At 69.2% G+C, this 21889-nt stretch carries 19 protein-coding genes; all 19 read left to right on the top strand.

Annotated elements, in window-relative coordinates:
- Window positions 1–44 precede the first annotated feature (44 nt).
- The 19 genes from ACFY1E_RS42935 (at window position 45) to ACFY1E_RS42845 (ending at window position 21844) form a co-directional block, all read left to right on the top strand.
- A complete protein-coding gene (locus ACFY1E_RS42935) occupies window positions 45–3173 on the top strand; it encodes a lantibiotic dehydratase (protein ID WP_389086696.1) in 3129 nt (1042 codons plus the stop codon).
- On the top strand, window positions 3170–4402 hold the full coding sequence (locus ACFY1E_RS42930) for a lanthionine synthetase C family protein (protein WP_389086694.1): 1233 nt from the start codon (window positions 3170–3172) through the stop codon (window positions 4400–4402). The genes ACFY1E_RS42935 and ACFY1E_RS42930 overlap by 4 nt, the downstream gene beginning before the upstream one ends.
- Before the next feature lie 22 nt (window positions 4403–4424).
- Window positions 4425–5471, top strand: coding sequence for a thiopeptide-type bacteriocin biosynthesis protein (locus ACFY1E_RS42925; protein WP_389086691.1), 1047 nt, complete (start codon window positions 4425–4427; stop codon window positions 5469–5471).
- A complete protein-coding gene (locus ACFY1E_RS42920) occupies window positions 5471–6436 on the top strand; it encodes a hypothetical protein (RefSeq protein ID WP_389086689.1) in 966 nt (321 codons plus the stop codon). The genes ACFY1E_RS42925 and ACFY1E_RS42920 overlap by 1 nt, the downstream gene beginning before the upstream one ends.
- Window positions 6433–8892, top strand: coding sequence for a methyltransferase, FxLD system (gene fxlM / locus ACFY1E_RS42915; RefSeq protein WP_389086686.1), 2460 nt, complete (start codon window positions 6433–6435; stop codon window positions 8890–8892). The genes ACFY1E_RS42920 and fxlM overlap by 4 nt, the downstream gene beginning before the upstream one ends.
- Window positions 8893–9331: 439 nt before the next feature.
- The gene (locus tag ACFY1E_RS42910; RefSeq protein ID WP_389086684.1) at window positions 9332–9526 is read left to right on the top strand and encodes a hypothetical protein; all 195 of its coding nucleotides are present in this window, start codon (window positions 9332–9334) and stop codon (window positions 9524–9526) included.
- A gap of 207 nt (window positions 9527–9733) precedes the next feature.
- Window positions 9734–11368 (top strand): ATP-binding protein, encoded by a 1635-nt coding sequence (locus tag ACFY1E_RS42905; protein WP_389086681.1) that lies wholly within the window; start codon window positions 9734–9736, stop codon window positions 11366–11368.
- Between the two features lie 88 nt (window positions 11369–11456).
- Window positions 11457–11933, top strand: a complete 477-nt coding sequence (locus ACFY1E_RS42900) for a roadblock/LC7 domain-containing protein (RefSeq protein ID WP_389086679.1) — start codon at window positions 11457–11459, stop codon at window positions 11931–11933.
- Window positions 11920–12300 carry a DUF742 domain-containing protein gene (locus ACFY1E_RS42895; RefSeq protein WP_389086677.1) on the top strand — a complete coding sequence of 127 codons (381 nt, stop codon included), beginning with the start codon at window positions 11920–11922 and terminating at the stop codon, window positions 12298–12300. Before ACFY1E_RS42900 ends, ACFY1E_RS42895 begins: the two co-directional genes overlap by 14 nt.
- Window positions 12281–12910 (top strand): ATP/GTP-binding protein, encoded by a 630-nt coding sequence (locus tag ACFY1E_RS42890; RefSeq protein WP_389086675.1) that lies wholly within the window; start codon window positions 12281–12283, stop codon window positions 12908–12910. Before ACFY1E_RS42895 ends, ACFY1E_RS42890 begins: the two co-directional genes overlap by 20 nt.
- Window positions 12907–13443, top strand: a complete 537-nt coding sequence (locus ACFY1E_RS42885) for a GAF domain-containing protein (RefSeq protein WP_389086673.1) — start codon at window positions 12907–12909, stop codon at window positions 13441–13443. The genes ACFY1E_RS42890 and ACFY1E_RS42885 overlap by 4 nt, the downstream gene beginning before the upstream one ends.
- Window positions 13444–13452: 9 nt before the next feature.
- A complete protein-coding gene (locus ACFY1E_RS42880; protein ID WP_389086670.1) occupies window positions 13453–14739 on the top strand; it encodes an acyl-CoA dehydrogenase family protein in 1287 nt (428 codons plus the stop codon).
- A gap of 168 nt (window positions 14740–14907) precedes the next feature.
- On the top strand, window positions 14908–15339 hold the full coding sequence (locus ACFY1E_RS42875) for a hypothetical protein (protein WP_389086668.1): 432 nt from the start codon (window positions 14908–14910) through the stop codon (window positions 15337–15339).
- A 201-nt stretch (window positions 15340–15540) separates the two neighbouring features.
- Window positions 15541–16410, top strand: coding sequence for a class I SAM-dependent methyltransferase (locus ACFY1E_RS42870; RefSeq protein ID WP_389086666.1), 870 nt, complete (start codon window positions 15541–15543; stop codon window positions 16408–16410).
- 5 nt (window positions 16411–16415) lie between these two features.
- Entirely contained in the window at window positions 16416–16985 is a 570-nt protein-coding gene (locus ACFY1E_RS42865; protein ID WP_389086884.1) for a GntR family transcriptional regulator, read from the top strand.
- Window positions 16986–17540: 555 nt separating this feature from the next.
- Window positions 17541–19268: an ATP-binding cassette domain-containing protein gene (locus ACFY1E_RS42860; protein ID WP_389086663.1), complete on the top strand. Its 1728-nt coding sequence runs from the start codon at window positions 17541–17543 to the stop codon at window positions 19266–19268.
- Window positions 19269–19541: 273 nt separating this feature from the next.
- Window positions 19542–20555: an NAD(P)H-dependent glycerol-3-phosphate dehydrogenase gene (locus tag ACFY1E_RS42855; RefSeq protein ID WP_389086661.1), complete on the top strand. Its 1014-nt coding sequence runs from the start codon at window positions 19542–19544 to the stop codon at window positions 20553–20555.
- A 70-nt stretch (window positions 20556–20625) separates the two neighbouring features.
- Complete coding sequence (locus ACFY1E_RS42850; RefSeq protein WP_389086658.1) at window positions 20626–20862, top strand: hypothetical protein; 237 nt, start codon at window positions 20626–20628, stop codon at window positions 20860–20862.
- 85 nt (window positions 20863–20947) lie between these two features.
- Window positions 20948–21844 (top strand): 6-carboxytetrahydropterin synthase, encoded by an 897-nt coding sequence (locus tag ACFY1E_RS42845; protein WP_389086656.1) that lies wholly within the window; start codon window positions 20948–20950, stop codon window positions 21842–21844.
- Window positions 21845–21889: the final 45 nt, after the last annotated feature.

Here is a 21889-nt window from a genome sequence, read left to right as displayed (position 1 = left end):
ACCACCTGCCCCCGCACGCCACCGAAAGGGAAGAAGAGGAGCTGATGACAGCAGAAGCGGACCGGCTGCTGTACCGACTGGCTGGCGTGCCCCTCGTGCGCGCCACGACGCATCCGGACGGGGCGCCTCTCGCCGAAGGACTGAGCTTGACCGGTTCCCCTGAAGCGGTCACGGCCGAGGGGCTGGCCTGGCTGACACAGGTGTGGCAGCACGAGGAGGCCCGGCGCGCCGTGGAGACCGCCAGCCCTGTGCTGGCCCAGCAGATCTCTGGACTGCTGGAAGGGCGCGCCGCCCAGGTCCGCCAGGTGCGCCGCCTCGTGGCGTCTTTGGCCTCCTACCAATTGCGCTGGCAGGGGCGAGCCACCCCATTCGGTCTGTTCGCCGGAGTCAGCACGGCTCACATCGGCACCGGAGCTCACATGCGCTGGGGCGAGAGCCACCACACGGTCGCCAGGGCGGACGCGCAGTGGTTGGGGGCCCTCGTCGCCCGCCTGGAGCAGCATCCCCGCCTGCTGGAACGCCTTACGGTGATCACGAACCCGGTCGCCTTCGTGCGCGGGGACCGACTCGTCGGCCCAGGCGAGCCGCCCGACGATCGTCCCGGCGTGCTCGCGCCGATCGAGATATCCGTCCGCCACACGCGTCCCGTGCGCACCGCGACCGACGCTTCTCGCGAGCCCATCCGCTTCGGGGAACTTCTCGCACTGCTGGCCGCCGAGTACCCGAGCGCACCACCGGAGCAAATCCGTTCCCTGCTCGCCGGACTCGTCGCCCAGCACCTCCTGCTCACCAACCTCCGGGCGCCGATGACCGTCCCGGACGCCCTGGGACACCTCCGCGCACAGCTCGAGGCGGCCGGTGCCGACGAGCTGCCCGACCTCACCAGCCTGGTGCACGACCTGCAGGTGATTCACGAAGCCCTGTCGCACCACAACGACACCGTTGTTTCCTCTGCCGCCGGCCATGCCCTGAGGGCCACGGTGGCTGAGCGCATGAACGCAATCTGCGACATCGCACCGCAGCCACTGGTAGTCGATACAGCCCTGGACTGCGACGTGTCCCTTCCCGAGGCGGTGATCCGTGAGGCGGAATCGGCTGCCTCCGCGCTGCTGCGCCTGACGCCCTACCCGTTCGGCTATCCCCGCTGGAAGGACTTCCACGTCCGCTTTCGGCAGCGGTACGGAGTGTCGGCCGTCGTCCCCGTGCCCGAGCTGATCGGCGACACCGGGCTGGGGCTGCCGGCCGGATACCTGGGCTCGCCGGTGGCGAACACCCAACGCACGCTGACCGAACGCGACGAAACCCTGCTTGCCCTGGTCCAGCAGGCCGTCATCGACGGTGCTGAAGAGATCGTGCTGACCGAGCCCCTGGTCCGCCGGCTGGCGGTCGGCGACCCCTCCGAGATGCTTCCGCCGCCGCGCGCCGAACTCGCATTCCAGATCCACGCCACTTCCCCGCAGGCCATGGAGAGCGGGGCGTTTCGCCTGCTCGTCAGCTCAACTCCACGCCCCGGCAGCAGCATGGCCGGACGGTTCACTGACCTGCTACCCGAGGCCGACCGCAAGAACCTCTCCGACACATATGCCGCCCTGAGTACCGACACCCCGGAGGCCATTGCCGCCCAGCTGTCGTTCTTCCCCCGTCGGCGGCGCAGCGAGAACGTCGTCCGCACGCCCCAGCTGCTCCCGCACACCATCTCCCTGGCTGAGCACCGCGAACCCCACCCTGATCTCATCCCCCTGCACGACCTCGCGGTCACCGCGGACGCGCGCCAGCTCCACCTGGTCCAGCTGTCGACCGGCAGGCGCGTCGAACCGCGGGTCGTGCATGCCCTGGAGGCGGGCACGCTCACCCCGCCACTCGCCCGCTTCCTCGCCGAGATCACCACGGCACGCTGCGCCGTCTACAAGGCGTTCGACTGGGGAGCCGGGGTACGCCTGCCGTACCTGCCGCGGCTGCGCTACGGCCGCAGCGTACTCGCGCCGGCACGCTGGCTCCTGACGGCCACCGACCTTCCCAAGCCCGCTGCCCCGCCGGCCGAATGGGACGAGGCGCTGGAGACCTGGCGTCGTCGGCTGCGCGCCCCGCAAGCCATCGTCGTGTGCGAGTCCGACCTGCGCCTGCCACTCGACCTGAGCCAGCCCCTCCACCGGATGCTGCTGAGGAACCGCCTCGACGCGGCCCGTGAGGTCGAGCTGCAGGAGGCCCCCACCGCAGCCGACCTGGCCTGGATGGGCCGCGCCCACGAATTCCTCATCCCACTGCGCCTTGCCCGGCCGCGTGCCGCCGAACGAAAAGCGGTGCCGACGTCGCCGTTCCCAGCGATCAAGCGCGACGCGGGACATCTTCCAGGCCGCTCCGAATGGCTGTACGCCCAGCTTCACGGACACCCGGACCGCCAGGACGAAGTCCTGGCCGAGCACCTGCCGCGCCTCCTCGACGGCTGGACCAGCCTTCGGCAGTGGTGGTTTAGGCGTTACCGCGACACCACCCGCCCGGACTCCGAGCAATACCTCGGTCTCTACCTGCACCTGCCCACGCCCGAACAGTACGGACCGGCCGCCGGGCGGGTCGGAGAATGGGCCGCCGACCTGCGCGGCTGCGGCCTACTTGCCCACCTCCAGCTCGCCACCTATTACCCCGAGGCGGGACGCTACGGGCACAGCGAGGCGTTGGACGCGGCACACGAGGTATTCGCCGCCGACTCCGCCGCGGCCCTCGCCCAGATCACGCTCGCCCTCCACACCGGGCTGCCGCCCGAAGCTGTCACCGCGGCCGGCCTCGTCGACCTCGCTGCCTCCTACGCAGAAAGCCCCGACGTCGGCATGCGCTGGCTGATCGACCGTCTCCCTCACGAGCAGGGCAAGCTCGACCAGAACGTGCGGGATACCGGGATGCGATTGGCCGACCCCGCCGACGACTGGGCGATGCTGCGCACCACGCCGGGCGCCGAGACGGTGATGCGCGCCTGGGAGCGACGCCGAACGGCCCTCACTGCCTACCGCACGCACCTTGTCCGCCAGCGCGATCCCTACAGCGTGCTCAGATCCCTGCTCCACTTGCATCACGTCCGCGCCATCGGGGTCGACCCGGACCGCGAACGCGTCAGCCACCGCCTGGCCCGCGCCTCAGCCCTGCGCCAGGGTGCCCGCGAACGCAGGAGGACGCCGTGAAGGTGCAGCCTCGCACCGCGTCCGCCGCCGCGCAGGTGATTGCCCGGCTGCTGACGACGCATGAACCGCTCCCCGCTGAACTGGGCTGGCGTACACAGTCCTTGTCCAAGGGAGCGGCCGGCGTCGCACTGCTGCACATCGAGCGCGCTCACTGCGGGGAGGGCAGTTGGCAGACCGCCCACTCCTGGGTGACGGCCACGGCCGGGGATGGGGTGAGCGCCACGGAGGACGCCAACCTGCTCTTCGGCGCACCCGCCCTCGCCTTCGTGCTCCACGCGGCCGGCGCGGACGGAACCGTGCGATACGGCCCCGCCCGCACGGCAGTGGACACGTCCGTCACCGCGCTCACCCACCGCCGCGCTGACCTCGCACATGCACGGATCGACCGGGGCGAACGTCCCGCATTCGGCGAGTACGACCTCCTGCACGGCCTGACCGGGCTCGGTGCCCATCTCCTCCAACACGCGGCCGGCAGCGACGCCTTGGAGCGGGTCCTGACCTACCTCGTACGCCTGACGCTCCCCCTGCGGGCCGACGACGAGACCCTGCCCGGGTGGTGGGTCTTCCACGACCCCCAGCTCCAGCAGTCCGATGCCTTTCCGGGCGGCCACAGCAACTTCGGTATCGCGCACGGGATCGCCGGGCCGCTCGCACTCCTCGCCCAGGCCCAGCGCCGGGGCATCACCGTCGACGGGCATGACGAAGCCCTCCACCGGATCAGCAGCTGGCTGGACACCTGGCGGCAGGACGCCGACTCCGGTCCCTGGTGGCCGCAGTGGATCACCCGCGACCAGCTGCGCACCGGCCGACCGGGCCAACTCGGCCCGCTGCGACCGAGTTGGTGCTACGGCACCCCCGGCCTGGCCCGCGCTCAACAGCTCGCGGCCCTCGCCACACGAGACATCGCACGTCAGCAGGCGGCCGAACATGCCCTCGTCCGCTGCCTGTCCGACCCGGACCAGCTCAACCGGATCACGGACAACAGCCTTTGCCACGGCTGGGCCGGGCTGTACCAAACCGTCTGGCGGACTGGCCGCGACGCATGCACACCGGAGGTCAACGCGCACGTGCCCGCCATAGCCGACCGCCTCATGCAGCAGTGCCGCACTCGTCTTGGCGACGACATCGGCTTCCTCGAAGGGAACGCGGGACTGGCCCTTGCCCTCCACACCGCAGCCCACGCCACACCGCCGCTCTCCGGGTGGGACTCGTGCCTGCTCATCAACTGAGCCGCCCTCGGAACAGGAAGGGATGAGGAAAGTGGAACGTTCCGTATCACCGCGCCAAGCTGCTCAGAGCGTCCTGGAGGTTTTGGCCGGCGCTCCGCTCCACCAGGCTGCCGCCCGCGCGGGTATGAACGTCGGCGACCTCGCCGACGCCGTCGAGGTCTACCAGGCCGCGGGAGAGCACGCCCTCGACGCTCAAGCCGAGGCCGCTCAGGGCTGGTACTCCGTCTCCATCCAGTTTGCCGACTGGAACGCCGCCGAGCAGACCGCTCTTACCGGCCTTGGCGCACAACTGGAACAGGCCGAAAAGGACGGGGCGCTCGCCAACTGGTGGTTCCTTCGCAAATACCCCTGCTGGCGTCTGCGCTGCCGGCCCGGCTCCTCGGCCACGCGTACCGACGCCGAGAAAGTCGTGAGCACCATCCTGGACAGGCTCATGGCCGACGGTCTGGTTGACCGATGGTGGCAGACCATCTACGAACCCGAGTCCCTGGCATTCGGCGGACCCCACGGCATGGCCACCGCCCACGATCTGTTCCACGCCGACAGCCGGGGCGTCCTCAACTACATACGCCGCCATGACTCCAGCACGATGCCGGACGACACCCTTGGCCGCCGCGAGGTGTCCGTCCTGCTGTGCTCCGCTCTCTTCTTCGGCGCCGGACAGGAACCACACGAGCAGGGCGACATCTGGCACCGCGTAGAACAACTGCGCCCCCTGCCCTCCGATACACCCGCCGCCCGGCTTGCCGGGATGACCGCGGCACTGCACGTCCTGATGACACTGAACACCAGCCCCACCAGCCCTCTGTTCGACAAGCTCGGCGCGCTCGCCTTCCTCGCACCCTGGGCCGCCGCCTTCGAAACCGCGGGCCGGCGCCTGGGCAGCGCGGCACACACCGGCTCACTCCACCGGGGCATGCGAGACGTCCTCGCCCACCACGTGATCTTCGCCTGGAACCGCATGGGCCTGGACGACCGAACCCAGGGCATCCTCGCGCGCGCCGCAAGGGACACCTCGATGAACCCGTCAACCGCCCTGCCCAGCCCCCTCTCACCTGGAGGCAGTTGATGTTCACGGAGCCCGACGACCCCAAGACCACGGCGCGGATGCGAACCGCTCGTGGCCAGGCTTGCCGCGCTCTGAACGCCCGGCCCGAACCAGACGCCGACGAGACCTGGGGGTGGCGCGGCCGAACGCTGAGCGTGCCCGTCACCACCCCCGACGGACCGGCCTGGCTCCGCGTCGGCTGCACCCCTTCCGATGAGCTCAGCCCCACATTCTGGAACGGCTCCGTTGCCGCCCAACAGGCCCTCCCGGAGTCGGTACCGCGCCCTCGACTCCGCGTCGTTCACGACTGGAACGACGCTCACTGGACCTACCGCGCGGAACTGTACGAACGAGTCACCGCCCGGCCCGCCTCCCCCACCGCCGCACTGACCACCACCCCGGATCTGCCGTCCGCCTGGTGGCGAGCCGTCCGCACCGTGCTGCACGACATCGCTCAGGTGCCCACCGACCGCTTCTCCGTGCACCAGCCCTTCCTCCACCGCGCCATGCCACAGCTCCTCGGCACCCCGATCGACACCACACCACCGTCATGGTCCACGGCGCACGGCGACTTCCACTGGGCGAACCTCTGCGCGCCCGAACTCCGCATATTCGACTGGGAAGGCTGGGGCCTCGCCCCAACGGGCTACGACGCTGCCGTACTCCACGCCTACAGCCTGCTCATCCCCTCCCTCGCCGCCCGCATCCGCCGCGAACTGAAAGGCGTACTCGACACCCCCGCGGGCCGGTTTGCCGAACTCGCCGTCATCACCCAGCTCCTCCACGGCACAGCCCACGGCGACAACCTCGACCTCGCCATGCCCCTTCGTCATCGCGCAGAACATCTGCTGGGACGTCCCGTTCCCCCGCCAGGCAGCCCGGTCATCGCCCCGGGGGCACTTGAACGCATCACGCCAACACGTCTGTGCGCAAAAGACGGATCACCGCTTGCCGCTCAACGCACCGAGAGGCAGGCCACGACATGAGCACACACCTGCAACACAGCCTCCCGGGCAGCCCCTTCGCAGAGCGCGTGGTCTCGTCCTTTCCCCTGGTGTGCCGCCCCCGCCTGACCTGCCCGGATCTCGAAACCCGGATCGCGGAGGTGCAGAGGTACGCGGAGGGCTGCACGACCCAGTCGGCACTGGACGAACGGCAGCACCGAGCCTGCGTGGTCTGGAACCTAGCAGCGCTGATCGCGGCGGATTGCGGCATGCCCAGCCTCGCCGCATCCCTGTGCAAACGCCAATTCCATATCTTCCGCTCCGCGTGGCCCGTGACCGGTCGCATGGCGATCGCGTCACTGCAGCCCCTCGTCAACCTCGCCCGTCTCACCCACCGCGCCGGCAACCCTCACGGCGCGTACGAGGCGCTGCACGCCGTGAACCACGCCGTGCACCACGGCGGGAGTGCACTGGTCCACGGCACGGTCATCTCCTTCGACCGCTTCGTCGCCACCCCCGCGGACCGGCAAGAGGCCATCACATGGTTGCGGGCAATCGTGCTCGAAGACGGCACCCGTCTCCTGGCAGCCACCAGCCAGTGGACGAAAGCCGCAGCGCACGCCGCCCTATACGACAACGCCGGCGAACGTCTGCGCGAAGCCCGACAAACCCAGGTCATTGAAAGCCTGCACAACGGCCATACGCGCTCAGCACGCGCGGCCCTTGACACCACCGTGCTCACCGAACCGTGGGAGCACGCGGTCGCGGCGTGCCTGCGCAGCTACATCCACCTGCACACCAACCAGCTGACGCCCGCAGGCATGGCGCAGACGCTGACTCTGGTTCGGCACGCCCAGCAATCGTCCAAATCTGACACCGCGCACTTCCGTCTACGGCTCGGCCTCACTGCGATTGATCTCGCCACCGAGACGTGCCCCGGGCAGGCCAAGGCCCTGTGCAGCGAGCTGATCCGGAACACCGGAGACTCCGAAGACGCCTTCGCAGCCAGGGAAGTCCTACGCCACCACACCGCTCGCGAGCAGATTGCTCCGGGCGACAGAGAAGCGCTCAACACGCTTGTCCACAGGGCGGGCCTGGGCCGCGGATCGATCCCGCCTCCTCTGCTCACCGACTTGTTGGCAGCGGTAGAGAGTGCGGAGAGCGTCCTGAGCCAGACCCTCCGCCCTCCCTCGAAGCACCAGACGCCGCGCGGCGTGAGTGCGCTCGCTGAACAGCCGACAGCCCCTAACCTCAAGCGAATGGAGAGCACTGTGGCGCCTGTCACCGATCCCAACGTATGGCGCGACGAGCTGGTGAGCCGCCTCGTCGACAGCGGCCACCTGCGCACCCCGGAAGCAATCGCCGCGTTCCGGGGCACCGAGCGCCACCTGTTCCTCCCCGGTGTCGACCTTCAGAGCGCCTGCGTCGAGGACGCGGTGGCGATCAAGCACGACGCCACGGGCACGATGCTTTCCTGCATCTCTGCCCCCTCCATCGTCGCCACCCAGCTCGAACAACTGGGCGCCCAGCCCGGCCACAAGATCCTCGAAGCCGGGGCCGGCACCGGTTACAACGCCCAGCTGCTGTCCGAACTCGTCGCCCCCGACGGCCATGTGTGGACCATGGATGTCGACCAGGACCTCGTCGACGGCGCTCGGAAGAACCTCGCGCAGGCCGGGGCCGCAAACGTCACCGTCGCGCTGGGCGACGGTGCCGCCGGTCTGCCCGAGCAGGCGCCCTTCGACCGCATCCAGTTCACGGTCGGCGCCGGCGACATTCCCGTAAGGATTCTCGACCAGCTCGCCCCCGGTGGACGCCTGGTCATCCCAATGCGGATTCGCGGCAGCATCTCCCGCAGTTTCGCGTTCGAACGCGACGGCCGGACCTGGCGGACAGTCTCCACCGAGATGATGACGTTCGTCCCCCTGCGCAAGGGCGTCTGCGACGACGTCCGCACCATGGTCGACATGGCCGGTGAGGGCGACGTGCGCCTGGAGACCTACAGCGAGCAGAACGTGGATCGCGAGGCGATCCGCACCGTCCTGGACCAGCCCCCGGCCGAGATCTACACGAGCGTGAAGTTCCGCAAGGGCGCGTCCTACGAATGGCTCTACCTGTATCTGGCATACGTGCTGCCGAACGGCCTGTCCCGGATGCCGGGATCCCGCCCGGGCCTCGTCCCGAACTTCGGCTGGGGCTCGATGACCGCACTCGACGATGACACCCTGGCCTACCTCACGAAAAAGGAAGGCGATGACGAGCACGGCCATTTCTGGCAGATCGGCGTCGTCGGCCACGGGCCGCGCGCCGCCGAACTCGCCGGCCAAGTCGCCGCCGAAATCAGCGAGTGGCACGAAAACTGGGGCAACAACGCACCCGAACCCGGCTTCCGCATGGCTGTCGGTAGCGCCCGCGACCAACTCACAGCCTCCGAAGCACGCTTCGTCATGGACAAACCCAGCAGTCGCCTCGTCGTCGACTGGCCGCGCAGGAGCTGAGCTAGCGATGCCATCACAGCAATGGAGAGAATTCCGACCGGTTGACCAACGTCACCGAGCGTGCACAGTAGCGGTATTCCCCGTTCTGCTCGCCAACTCCCGTTTGCACCATGCATTTTTCACAGGCTTCTGACCTGAGAACATCGATTACTTCCCTGGTTTACCTGTAAAATCAATGCAGGCCGGAAACGGTCACCCGGGCGTCGCGGACATGACGCGAGACGACAAGTCTGCGCCCCGGAGGACACCGTGCCCGCCCTGTTTCCCGCCTTAACCGGTATGACGGCCCATCTCGGCCACGCCCGGACCAAAGGCGCGGGCGTGCCAGCCGTCAGGCGCACCGACGCCCCACGTTCCGCAGCGACGCCGGCCGATGCCGTCGTCCGGATGGGCAGCGCGGGGCCCCCAAGACGCACACACTCGCAAGAAACCCAATTCCGTGAGCATCACTGTCTCCCTGGCCGTTGTGCTGGCCGTCATGGTGTGGCTGCTGGTCCGCAACGGCGGTCTCAAGGCTGGCCACGCAATAGCGGCCATACTCCTCGGCTTCTATCTCCACGACAGCTCGCTCGCCCCGTCCATCAGCCGCGTCGTACAGAGTGTGGTCGAGGCGATCAGCGGCATCCGCATATAGACCGGCCGCCGGGGCACCCTCGTGGGCCCGGACCGTACGCCGCCTCCCCCGTCGGCTGCGATCTGGCGCGCGTGCCCCGGCGGTCACTCCCACCCAAGGCGCGGCCCGCTCGCCACAGTCCCCCTCGCCCGGTACGGGTGCGCTGCTCGCCCGTTGCCTGCCGGCCATTCCCTCCCCCTGTCAGGACCACGTTCCGCGAGGTCACCCATGTCTGATCTGTCATGCCCGCGACCAATTGGTCACCGACGTGGCCAGCGCCGGCGTGCGCGCGGCGCCGAGCCACTGCGCACCGAGAAGGGACTGCACCTGCGCCTGCGGCTCCTCGTTCTCGTGCCCGCCCTCTTGGTCACGGCGACCGCGTCTGCTGCGGCTGCCGTCGGCACGACGGCAGCCGTCCATGTGGAGGGCTGGATCATCGGGGCAGTGGCAGCAGCCGCTGTCCTGACGGTGTTGTTCTCCGCGGACTGGCTGGCCGTGCGCACCGCAGCTGAGCTGCATCGGCAGCGCAGCGAGTACAGCGAGTCGGTGCAGGGCTGGCTGCGGCACTTCCAATCCGGCGTGGATGAAGGGCGCAGGAGCATCAGTGATGCTCTGGAGCAGCTCGACCGGGGCGAGCGGCCTTCCCCGCCCGACTTCAGCGCGGCACAGGCAAACTCCGAGAAGAACCCGTGGAACGAAGCCGAGGCCGCTCTGCTCCAGCTGCACGCAGAAGCCTGGCATGCGGTGGTAAACGGGCGGCAGACAGAACTGACGCAAGCGCTCGTCTATCTGGCCGGCGGCTTGACCCTGCTGCTCGTCCGCGCACTCGGCATCGTGACGGAACTGACCAACCAGGTCCAGGACCCGGACATGCTGTATCGCGTCTACGACGTCAACAACCTCCTCAAGCGCATGCGGCGCTCGGCCGGACGGCTGGCGGTCCTGGGCGGCGTGAAGGCGCGCACGCTGAACCAGCCGATCGGGCTGGTGGACCTGCTGCGCGGCGCGGCGGGGGAAATCGAGAAGTACGCCCGCGTCCGCATGCACACCTCCAGCCTGCATGTGCAGATACCGGGCTTCGCCGGTCCCGATCTGATCCACCTGCTGGCCGAGCTGGAAGAGAACGCCACGCTCTGCTCGTCGCCGGACACCAAGGTCGTCGTCCGGGCGACGAGGGTCACCGCGGGTCTGGCCGTGGAGATCGAGGACCGGGGCATCGGCATGGCCCAGGGTGAACTTAACCGCTGCAACCGGATGCTGGCCGATCCTCAGGACACCGACCTAGCTGAGCAACTCGCCCAGCGTCAGACGGGCTTGCTCGTGGTGGCCAAACTCGCCCGCCGATACGGCATCCACGTGCGGCTGCAGAAAAATCTCATGCACGGGATCACGGCGCTCGTGGTGGTGCCGGACAAGCTCCTGCTCTGGCAGAAGGAGCTGGCGCCCGCGTCGCAGGCACACGGATTCGCTGGCGCCGTGCCGGGCCCGGCGGCGCAAACCGCGGGCCGCCCCGGTCCCCGGCCGTCCGGCGGTCCCCGGCCCAGTCCCCCGGCCCCAGCGGGGACGGGCCAACTGCCTCACCGAGGCGCGCAGCCCACCGCTGGGCAGCGAGCTGTCGCTTCAGCGGCGACCGCGGCAACGCCTGCGCTCGCCGTGACATCCGACCCTCGCCCCCAGCTGCCGCAGCGGACACCACAGGCAACGGCCCAAGATCGTGCGACCCCGGCACGGCCAGAGGCCGGCCCGGTTTCGCAGACGCCGCCGGACCCCGCCTTCATCAGCAATTTCACCCGGGGCGTGCACCGCGCGGAGCAGGCCGCCGCAGCCGGCGAGGCGCAGCCGCCCCAGGAGGGCACGAACTGATCCCCGCCGCGCACCCCACCCATCCTTCATGCCCGGCCTCACGCCCGGGCACCGGTCCGTACAGCGTACGGAGACACGGAGAATTGCAATGACCACCGATTCCACGGCAGTCCAGCCGGAAGCCGTTGTGGACGAGCTCCTCAACGATTTGGCCCAGCTGCCCGACGTGACCGGCGTCCTGCTCGCCTCGCAGGACGGCCTGCGGCTGGCTCACGCGGGACCGAGCATGGACGGCAAACTCGCGGACCGCCTGGCCGCAGTGATCAACGGCGCCTATTCGCTCGCCCACGGAGTCGACGACGGCCAGGGGCGCGTCGAACAGGTCCTCATCAGGAAGAGCACATTCCTGCTGTTCATCATGAGCGCCGGAAGTCCGCCGGACGTGGTGGCACGGAACGCGGGACGCGACCCGGCCAAGGTCCAAAGCGTGCTGGGTGTGCTGACCAACACGCGGGCGGACGAGGGAGCCGTCGGCTACGCGATGGTCAACCTGATCAAGCGGATGGGCGAGCTGCTGGCCACCCAGGCACGTGTGGACGGGGCCCCTTCCGGTGACGGCCAGTGAGATGGCGGCCGCAAGCGCCCCGGCCTGGACCGTCGAGGACGCCGAGGGCCCCAGCCTCTTTGTCCTGACCGGCGGCCAGACCACGCCCACCCACGACTTGCAGGTCGAGACGCTGCTGTGGGCCGAGGGAGAACCGCCCTCCGGCCAGCCACCGGAAGCCGAACAGGCCATGGCGTTGTGCCGGGAGCAGCCCCGGGGCGTCGCTGAGATCAGCTCCCTGATCAAGCTGCCGTTCCAGATCACCAGGATCCTCATGTCCCGGCTGATCGACATCGGTGCGCTGAACGCTGTGACCGCCACGGGCTCCACTGACCTTCCCGACGTTGCTCTCCTGAAGGCCATTCGCGATGGACTCCTCAAGCTCTGACCTCCCACTGCCGCGCCCGCTCGGCGGCGCGAAGCCCAACTCTGTCAAGATCGTCGTCGCCGGCGGGTTCGGTGTCGGCAAGACCACCTTTGTCGGCGCCGTCTCCGAGATCGCCCCGCTGCGTACCGAGGCCGTGATGACGGCCGCCTCCGAGGGCGTGGACGACCTCTCGCTGCTCCTCGACAAGAAGGCGACGACCGTCGGGATGGACTTCGGCCGGATCACCTTCCCCCAGCTGAATACCGTCCTGATGCTGTTCGGCACCCCTGGGCAGACCCGGTTCTGGTTTATGTGGGACGAGCTCAGCCGAGGAGCCCTTGCCGCGGTCGTCCTCGTAGATACCCGCCGCCTCGACGAAAGCTTTCCCGCGGTCGACTACTTCGAGAACTTGGGTCTGCCCATCGTCGTCGCCGTGAACGAGTTCGACGGCGCCTGCCGCTACGACCCTGCCGAGGTCTCATCTGCTCTCGCCCTGCCGGCCACGGTTCCGGTGGTGCTGTGCGATGCCCGCAAGAGAGCGGACGCGGCCGGCGTACTCGCCCATCTCATCGACCACGCACTCACCCGCCCACATGCCCCCACCTCCGTCCTTCAAGGAGCACAGCTGTGAACCCCCACGCTCCGTCCGACCTCCTGTCCACCGCGGGCCAGGACATCGACTGGCAGAGCCACCTGCCCGAATTCTTCGACCCCGCGGCTCCGCCCGTCGGCGCATTCGACGCCTTCGCCCAGCAGGTCGCCAACGCGGCGGGCACCCCCTACGCCATGCTCAACTGGGTCGGCAGCGAGCAGTTCTTCCTCGGTCTTGCCAACCCCGGCGGCAGCGAACTGCCCGTGGTCGGGCGCACCATGCCGCTGACCCACGGTTTTTGCCCGCACGTCGTCCAGCGCCGGGGCTCGCTGGTCCTGACCGACGTCCTCGACTTCGACGACTTCGCCGGCAATCCGGTCGTCGACGAGATCGGCGTCCGCGTGTACGGGGGAGCCCCCCTCATCGACGAGCGCACGAACCACGTCTGGGGCACGGTCTGCGTGGTCGGCACCGAGCCGCGACACCGCTCGGAAGGCCGCCCGCTATGGGCCCTCATCGATCACTACCGCGACTTGTTCATGACCGAGTTCTACCGGCGTACCAGCTCGTAACACGCCTGCGTGCCCGGCCGCACCACCCGCGACCACCACCCCGAGGGGGAGACAACGATGCCCACGATGTCGTCCACGACTCCGGATCTCACGCCCGACTACGACGCCCTGGTCCAGCACTTCGACGAGTTCGCCGCCGCGGAAGTCACCCCCCGAGTCCAGCACATGGAGTCCTCCCCCCACACCGTGGAACGCGACCTGGCCCTGCTCATGGCCGAACAGGGATGGTTCGGCGCCACCATCTCCCAGCAGTACGGCGGCATGCACGCAGGGCACCTCGCGAAAACCCTCATGATCCAGAGCATGGCGCGCGCCTCCGGCGCGGTCGGCGCCATCCTGCAGGCGAGCCAGCTGCCCGTATCGATGCTCATCCACTTCGGCAGCGACGAGCAGAAGGCCCGGCTGCTGCCCCAGATCGCCGCCGGGGACACGCTGCTGTCGATCGCGGTGACCGAAGAGAACACCGGCAGCCACGTGCTCGGCATGGAAACCACCGCCCGCCGCGACGGCACCGACTGGATCATCGACGGCAGCAAGGCCCACATCGGCAACTCCCACATCGCACACGTCCACTGCGTCGTGGCCCGCACCGCCCCCGCCGACGAGGCCGGCTCCCGCTCCCTAACAGCCTTCCTCGTCGAACACGACCGCAAGGGCCTGACCGTCGAACCCCACCAACCTGCCCTCGGCCTGCACGGCTTCAGCTTCGGCAAACTCACCTTCGACGGGGTGCGAATACCCGAGGCCAACGTGATCGGCGAAGTCGGCGACGGCAAGGACATCGCCTACAGCAGCAGCATCCTCTACGGTCGGCCCAACCTCGCCGCGCTCTCCCTCGGCCTCCACGAAGCGATCCTGGAGTGCACCACCACCTTCCTCAGCGAGCGCGAGCGCTACGGCGGCACCCTCGCAGACCTTCCCGTCCTGCGTGACCGGGTCGCCGTCATGAAGTCCCGGCTGATGGCGGCCCGTGCCCTCGCTCATCAGTCCGCCCTCATGCTGGACCACGGTCAGACCTGCGACGGCGAACTCATCAACGCCAAGTACCTCAACGACGAATGGGCGGTCGAATCCGGCCAAACCGCCATGCGCCTGCACGGCGCCCACGCCCTGCGACGGGACTACCTCCTCCAGCGGCTGTGGCGGGACATCCAGTGCACCTACGCGCCCGCCGGCACCGGTGAAGTCCAACGCCAGCGGCTGGCCGAAACAGAATTCGGCAGCCCTCCCATCCAGTGGTCCCAGCGACTCTCCGCCAAGACCTCGCTCTTCCCACCGACCAGCGCAGCCGCCTGACTCCGGGCACCCGCGCCCCCCTCAACAGCCCGGTCCGACTCAGCACCTGCCGCCCCATCCAGGCTTCACCCGTCCGAACTGGCGTGCCGACAACGGCCAGCCATGGAACAGGTCACGCACGGCAGCATTGCGTCTCCCACTCATACTCAACTGACACGGAGCACCTCCATGACGAGCACAACTGCCGCCATCCCTACGGCCGAGCGAGATATCTCCGCTTTGCTGGTCGAGGCGCGGCGGGAGCTGGACAGCATCGCGAACCGGGGCATCGTCTCCGCCCCACGTGCCGTCGCCGACACGCTCACCACGCTGGAGGAGCTCGCCCCGACCCTGATCCCACTTGGCCAGGCCCTCGCCGCACGGCTCGGCGACAGGGAGCGCTCCGACCTCCACGAGCTGATTGAGCGAATCGAGGTCCGCGCAGGCTCCCGACCGCGGGCAGACCTCGCGTACGAACACCTGCTGGTGCTGGTCAGCCAGTTGCAGGAGCTGCTGCGCAGGCTGGAGCGAGCGCACGGCATCTCATGCCGACCCAGACGGGCAGCCGCCGCCAACCGCGGGAGCCAAGACCAACCCTCCGGCCCACAACCTGGCCCATAGGGGAGACAGCGGCCCTGCGTGCGACGACAGTCGGCTCTCTGGCCTTGTGCCACACGCGATCAACGACACCCCCTGGAAAATCATGACTTCGCCTCGGCACATCAAGATCGTCAGTCGTGACCGCCCAGCAGCCGCATTACCCCGGGGCCGTCCGTCCCGACACCTGCCAGCATTCCGTCTGCCCCATAGGAGAGCATCCTCGTGACCTATCCCGACCAGCCCTTCCCGGGCCTATCGTCGGAGAAGGAGGCGCTGTTCGCGGCGGCGGCCACCGACTACGCCTGCTACCGGCCCGGGCTGCCCGCTGAGGCCGTACGCCTGCTGACCGACACCCTCCACGGGCGCCCCGACCCCACACTGCTGGACCTGGGCACCGGCACCGGACAAGTCCCCCTGGCCCTCCTGGACGCCGTTCCCGGCCTCGCGCACATCGAGGCCGTCGACGTCAGTCGGCCGATGCTCGACCAGGCCCGCGCCGCGCTCACCCCCCTTCTCGGACGCTGCACACTCACCCTCGTCCACACCATGGCCGACGTGTACGCTCCGCTTACCCCGCTGCCCAATGAAGAAGTGCGGGCGCCGAACTTGGTCACGTTCTGCCGGTCATACCACTGGATGAGCGGTCCGGACGTGCTGGCGATGGCGGACCGGGTCGCCGCCCCCGACGCCACGGTGGCGATCATGGGGGACGGAAGCCTTTGGACGCACCAGGCCGACTGGACTCGGGCCCTACGCGAGCTGATCCAGCGCTACCTTGGCCCCCGGCGCCGGGCGGGCGCCCACGGCACCTACACCGAGCCGCGCCGCCCGTACGAGGCGGACCTCGCCGCGTCCGCGTGGAGCGACGTCACCCAGCACCGCATTCCCGTGGCCCGCACCTGGACGCCCAAGGACGTGCTCGGCTATCTACGGACCACATCCTTCGCGGGTGCAGAACTCTTCGGGGAGCGTCACACCGCCTTCGAAGCCGACGCCCGGGCGCTGCTCGACGCCTACGCCGGCGGACACCCCCTGGTGGAAAGCACGGTGTTCACCCTCCTGCTCGCCCGACGCCCCGCTGGTGCATCGTGAGCGGAATGAAGCCAAGGCCGGTGTCGGCGAACGAGGCACGCAGGCTGCGGGACAGCGTCGCAGTCCTGATTCTCGGCCGTATCAAGGACGGCACTTACCCGGTGGGCACCGTGCTTCCTGCACGCTGGCTTATTGCGGAGGAACTCGGCGTCAGCCGATCGACCGTCGACGTCGCCTGCCGAGCACTGACAGGGCAGGGATACCTGGTCGGTGTTCCCGGGCGCGGGCGCGGGACGGTGGTCCTCGATCCGCTGAACCCATCAGCAGGACCCGATGTTCATGCGCGCACGAGCGAAGGCCAATGCGAGACATGGCCCGGGCCGGGCTCGAACCGGGACATGCTTGAGCACATCACGGCAGGGATCAGGCAGCGGATTGCTGACGGCACCTACCCAACCGGCCAGCGGATACCGAGCGTGGCCCAGATCGCTGCCCAATCCGGCACCCGAACATGGCTGGCCAGGCAGGCAGTTGACGCCCTCAAGGCGGAGGGACTCCTGTATTGCCGCAACCCCAAAGGGCACTTCGTATCCGCTGATGCCGTCAGCGCAAGCGCGCCGAGGGCCGCGCATTGAGCCACAGCCGGACGCGGACATGATCACGCAGCCGCATACGGCTCTGGCCGCATGCACGCGGGCAGGGCAGCTTCCCACCCGCCTCGGCGGAAACGTCCGGGGTGAACCATCGGCGTTTCGGCCACCGCCACGGTCGGGGAGGCCCGCGCCACTCAACGTCGGCCGCCTGCGCGGCGCGAGACTGGGCGGCTGTGGATACGGCTCAAACACACGCGTTCGAGGCCAGACGTGGCGTCGTTGTTCCGGTCATCATCAGCCGTTCCCCCAAGTCGGCACTGGAGGTGCCCAGTTGCCCGTAGTTCAGGCTGCCCCGAATGATCACCCCTCGACCGCAGGACCATTTGCGTTTGTCCCCCGGCCAGGTCTGGGAGGTGGCGCGTGAGTGCCGAGCCGACGCCCACGGCGGCGTCTGAAGCCGTGGCGCCGCGCCGGTTGCCGCCTCCTCCGCCTGCCGAGCTGCGCTACGGAGGCCGGCATGCCAAGAATCCTCTGACAGATGCGTCGTTCGGGAAGATGTGCCGACGGCTTCCGTCGGTACTGGCGCAGACCGCGCGGATGGCGTGGGCCATCGACCGGCGGGCCGTGCTGCTGCTGGCGGGCTGCCAGCTGGCCATCGGTGTGAGCGCCGCCGTCCTGCTCACCGCCACTTCCCGCGCGATGCACTGGATCCTCGCCGCCGGCGAGGTGGCCGACCGGCTCCATCAGGCACTGCCGGCTCTGCTGGTCATCGCCTGCGCGTCGGCGGCGGGGCGGGTGGCGACCGCCCTGTCCTCGTACGCGGACGGCAGGATCACTCCACGGTTGACGACCGAGTCCGACTGCGCCCTGGTGGCGGCGGTGTGCCGGATGGAGGCCGCCGCGCGAGCGGAGGACGGCTGCGCGGACCGGCAGGAGGCGGCGGAGATGGGGGTGGTCCGCAGCCACGTGATGGTGCAGGACGCCACCCGCTTCACCGCCGCTGTCGTCCGCATGGTCAGCGCGAGCGGGGTGCTGTCGGTGCTGCACCCCGTGCTGCTGCCACTGCTGCTGCTCGCCGTCGTCCCCGCCGGCGTGGGCGCGGTACTGCACGCCCGCGTCAACTACGAGACCCACTACGCCAACGTGGGCGACCGCAACGTCCGGCAGAACCTGCGCGGCTGGGCGACCAGCGCAAAGTTCACCGACGAGATCCGCGCCAACGGCATGACCTCGTACCTGGTGTTCTGGTACCGGTCGATCTCGGAGCGGATCGACGCACGTACCCTCGCCGCGGCACCGAAGATGCTGCGGATCGTGCTCGCCAGTTCGGCAATCGGCGGCATCTTCCTCGTCGCCACCTGGGCGGCGCTCGCCTGGCTCGCAGCCAGCGGACGGATCGAGCCGTCGATCGCCGCGACCGCCGTCATCGCAGTACAGACCGCGCTCGCCGCCCTCAGCCAGCTCGTCATCTACGGCGCAGCCATGTTCCACACCTCCCTCTACCTCGCCGACATGGCAGGCTTCCTCGACTACGCCGCCCAACGCGCACCCGACCGGGGCGACTTCACGCCTAGCCGGCCCGTGGAGGAGATCCGACTCGACGAGGTCGTCTACCGGTATCCGGGCAAGGACACCCCGGCCGTGGCTGGCGTGTCACTGGCCGTACGCAGCGGCGAGATCCTCGCCGTCGTCGGCGAAAACGGCTCGGGCAAGTCCACGCTCACCCGGCTGCTCGCCGCGATCTTCCTCGCGGACAAGGGAAGCGTCCTGTGGAATGGCCGGGACGTCGCCGACATCGACCCCGACGGCCTGTGGGACCTGTCCGGGCTGGTGCCGCAGAACTTCGCCCAGTGGCCGCTGTCCGTCCGCGACAATGTCACCCTCGGCCAGCCCCGCGAATTGAGCGATGACCTGGTGTGGCGGGCCCTAGAGGAGGTCGGACTGCGCGAGGCCGTCGAGGAACTCCCCGACGGCCTGGACACCCTGCTGGCCCGGGAGCTGTGGGGCGGCACGGAACTCTCCGGCGGCCAGTGGCAGCGTCTGGCCTGCGCACGAGCCCTGTACCGCAGGTCAAACCTGCTGATCCTGGACGAGCCGACCAGCCAGATGGACGCCCGCGGCGAGCACGCCATCCTCGAAGAGATCAAGACCATCGCAGCAGACCGGATCACGATCGTAGTGACCCACCAGCTCGTCAACACCAAGATCGCCGACCGGATCATCGTCATGGAACACGGCCGGATCGCCGAGCACGGCACGTACGACGAACTCGCCCACGGCGGCGGCCTGTTCGCCGAGCTTCTGGCCCTGTCCACCGACCGCTGACCCCACCACCCCCTGTTGCCGCGCCCCGGACCGGGGCGCGGCGGCTGCACCCTGTGCCCGCCCTACGGACGGCAACTGCTCGAAGCCACCACCCGCTGCGTTGCATGCAAGGGCACAGTCGTCGTGGGCCAGGTTACTGCCGTGGCTATCGCCCACACTGCCGGGATGCCGCGCGGTCCTGCTGACCCTGCGGCGCGGCACGAATGCCCCGGCCGCACCCGGTGTGGCCGATACGATAACCGGGCCCGGCCACCCCGACGAGAGGACCCAGGCGTGACCCAGCGCCGTTTGGCCCGTGCTGCGGTGTTCTCGGCCGGGTCCTGGGGCACTGCCGTCGCCAAGATCCTGGCCGACGCCGGCACCGACGTTGTTGTGCACGCCCGCCGCGGCGAGATTACCGACACGATCAACACCCGGCACCGCAACCCGGGCTACTTCCCGGACGTGGAGCTGCCCGCCGCCCTGACCGCGACGACCGACCCAGCCGCCGCGCTGGACGGCGCGGACTTCCTGGTGCTGTCCATCCCCGCGCAGACCCTGCGCACCAACCTCGCCGCGTGGGCGCCGCACATCGGGCCCGACACCGTGATCGTGTCGCTGATGAAGGGCATCGAGCAGAGCAGCCATCTGCGGGCGAGTCAGGTCATCACCGAGGTGACCGGCGTCAGCGCGGACCGGGTCGCAGTGCTGTCCGGCCCGAACCTGGCCCGCGAGATCATGGACGGCCAGCCCGCCGCAGCCACCATCGCCTGCGCCGACGACGGCGCCGCCCACCGCTTCCAAAAGGCATGTCACACGGGCTACTTCCGCCCCTACACCAGCACCGATGTAACCGGCTGCGAGCTGGGCGGGGCAGTGAAGAACGTCATCGCCCTCGCGGTCGGCATCGCCTCCGGCATGGGACTTGGCCACAACGCACAGGCCATGCTCATCACCCGCGGGCTGACGGAGACGACCCGGCTGGCGGTGGCCATGGGCGCCCACCCGGCTACCCTCGCCGGCCTGTCCGGACTGGGTGACCTGGTGGCCACCTGCTCCTCGCCGCTGTCGCGCAATCGCACTTTCGGGCACCACCTCGGCAAGGGGCTGAGCGTCGAGGAGGCAACGGCCGCCACCCGGCAGACCACCGAGGGCGTCAAATCCGCCGAAGCGATCCTCGCCCTGGCCCGCGCCCACGCCGTCGAGATGCCGATCACGGAAGTCATCTCCGCCCTGCTGCACGAGAAGGTCACTCTCGACGAGGCCGCGGCCACGCTGATGCAGCGGCCCCCCAAGCCCGAGCACTGACCCCGGGCGCCCCAACGCGCGGGAGCCGCCCCTCTCCACCTTCACCCTCCCCACCCGGAGGTTCCTGCCCATGCACACTTCCGTGCTGTCCGCTGTCCAGATCGCCGTCACCCTTGGCCTGGTGGCGTGGGTGATCACCGGCTTCACCCCTCTGCCCGGCCGCTGGCTGCGCTGGAAGATGTTCGCACACATCGGTGGCGGAGAACGACAAACCAGCACGAGCCGGGCCGCCAGTCTTCCGGCAAACTTCGGTGTTCGATCACAGCGGTGCCTTGTGATCGTCTACCGTCTAGGGCAAGGGCGTTGACGGGCTGCCCCAGGCCGTCCACAACACGGGGTCCTGCGGCGGCTCGTTCAGGCCGGTCCTGATCGAAGTCTGTGGGGAGAAGCCGATGATGACGTTGACCCGCGAAGGCGACTTCGCCGCGGTCCACACCCAGCAGACTTTGCCGTCCTGGCACCTATGCCACCATCCCCACCAGCATCAGTGGACGGTGCAGCTGGAGGTCGTCGCCGAGGACAACCTCACCGACGACGAGTCGGCCAAAGTGCACACCGCCTTCGCCCAGTTCGACGCCTGGATCGACGAGCACCTGCACCTCCAGTACCTGAACACGCTGGACGACTCACTGGCGATGGACTGCGGGGCCTGGCAGCTGGGCAAGTGGATTTACGCCACCTGGGCGGGCCGGGTGCCGCATCTCGCCGCGGTGCACGTGCAGGGCCCGACGAGGGACCACCCGACCGACCCCTCACCGCGGCCGAATGAGCGGTACGTCGTCACCTACCGCCCCGAGGACGATCCGTCCTACGGCCGCTATCAGCTGGCCAACGACGACATCCAGGTCGCCGAGGTCGACGTGTCCTGGCAGGAGTCCTGGTGGGGGCCCAAAGGGGCCCGGACCGTGGAGATGGTCAAGCACGTCACGGTGCGCTTCGCTGAGGGCCATCACCCCTACACCCGTTGGCGTCTGGACAACGTCCTGTCCGAGTCCACCGCCCCGGACGACCAGCTGCTGTACGTGGAGTCACTCACCATCGAGTACCGGTACGCCGCCGAGCGCACGCTCTACGGCAGCCGGCTCCCGGCGGAATGGTGGGCTTGCGGCACCGATGCGAAGACCGTGCACGCGCACGAGTCCGGTCAGGTCATCGAGCCACGCCGCGAGCAGAACCTGTACACGCTGGGCTCCGCGGACATTCCCGCGTGGCTGCAGTCGCTGCAGCAGACCTACCTGCCCGGACCGCATGAGGTGCCGCCTGCGCCGCCCTCGGCCGTGCACTCCTGAACCGTGTGCTTGTCCGGGCGGTGATGCCGGGCAGCCGCCCGGCGC

Source organism: Streptomyces sp. NPDC001604, from assembly GCF_042893475.1.
Taxonomy (GTDB): Bacteria; Actinomycetota; Actinomycetes; order Streptomycetales; family Streptomycetaceae; genus Streptomyces.
This window is presented reverse-complemented; position numbering and strand designations above follow the sequence as displayed.

Excerpts from the sequence above, each read along its gene's own strand:
- ACFY1E_RS42875 (WP_389086668.1), top strand. The coding sequence starts at position 14,908 with ATGACGAGCACAACTGCCGCCATCCCTACGGCCGAGCGAGATATCTCC.
- ACFY1E_RS42865 (WP_389086884.1), top strand. The coding sequence starts at position 16,416 with ATGAAGCCAAGGCCGGTGTCGGCGAACGAGGCACGCAGGCTGCGGGAC.
- fxlM (WP_389086686.1), top strand. The coding sequence starts at position 6,433 with ATGAGCACACACCTGCAACACAGCCTCCCGGGCAGCCCCTTCGCAGAG.
- ACFY1E_RS42860 (WP_389086663.1), top strand. The coding sequence starts at position 17,541 with ATGGCGTGGGCCATCGACCGGCGGGCCGTGCTGCTGCTGGCGGGCTGC.
- ACFY1E_RS42935 (WP_389086696.1), top strand. The coding sequence starts at position 45 with ATGACAGCAGAAGCGGACCGGCTGCTGTACCGACTGGCTGGCGTGCCC.
- ACFY1E_RS42845 (WP_389086656.1), top strand. The coding sequence starts at position 20,948 with ATGATGACGTTGACCCGCGAAGGCGACTTCGCCGCGGTCCACACCCAG.
- ACFY1E_RS42850 (WP_389086658.1), top strand. The coding sequence starts at position 20,626 with ATGCACACTTCCGTGCTGTCCGCTGTCCAGATCGCCGTCACCCTTGGC.
- ACFY1E_RS42900 (WP_389086679.1), top strand. The coding sequence starts at position 11,457 with ATGACCACCGATTCCACGGCAGTCCAGCCGGAAGCCGTTGTGGACGAG.
- ACFY1E_RS42920 (WP_389086689.1), top strand. The coding sequence starts at position 5,471 with ATGTTCACGGAGCCCGACGACCCCAAGACCACGGCGCGGATGCGAACC.
- ACFY1E_RS42890 (WP_389086675.1), top strand. The coding sequence starts at position 12,281 with ATGGACTCCTCAAGCTCTGACCTCCCACTGCCGCGCCCGCTCGGCGGC.
- ACFY1E_RS42905 (WP_389086681.1), top strand. The coding sequence starts at position 9,734 with ATGTCTGATCTGTCATGCCCGCGACCAATTGGTCACCGACGTGGCCAG.
- ACFY1E_RS42925 (WP_389086691.1), top strand. The coding sequence starts at position 4,425 with ATGAGGAAAGTGGAACGTTCCGTATCACCGCGCCAAGCTGCTCAGAGC.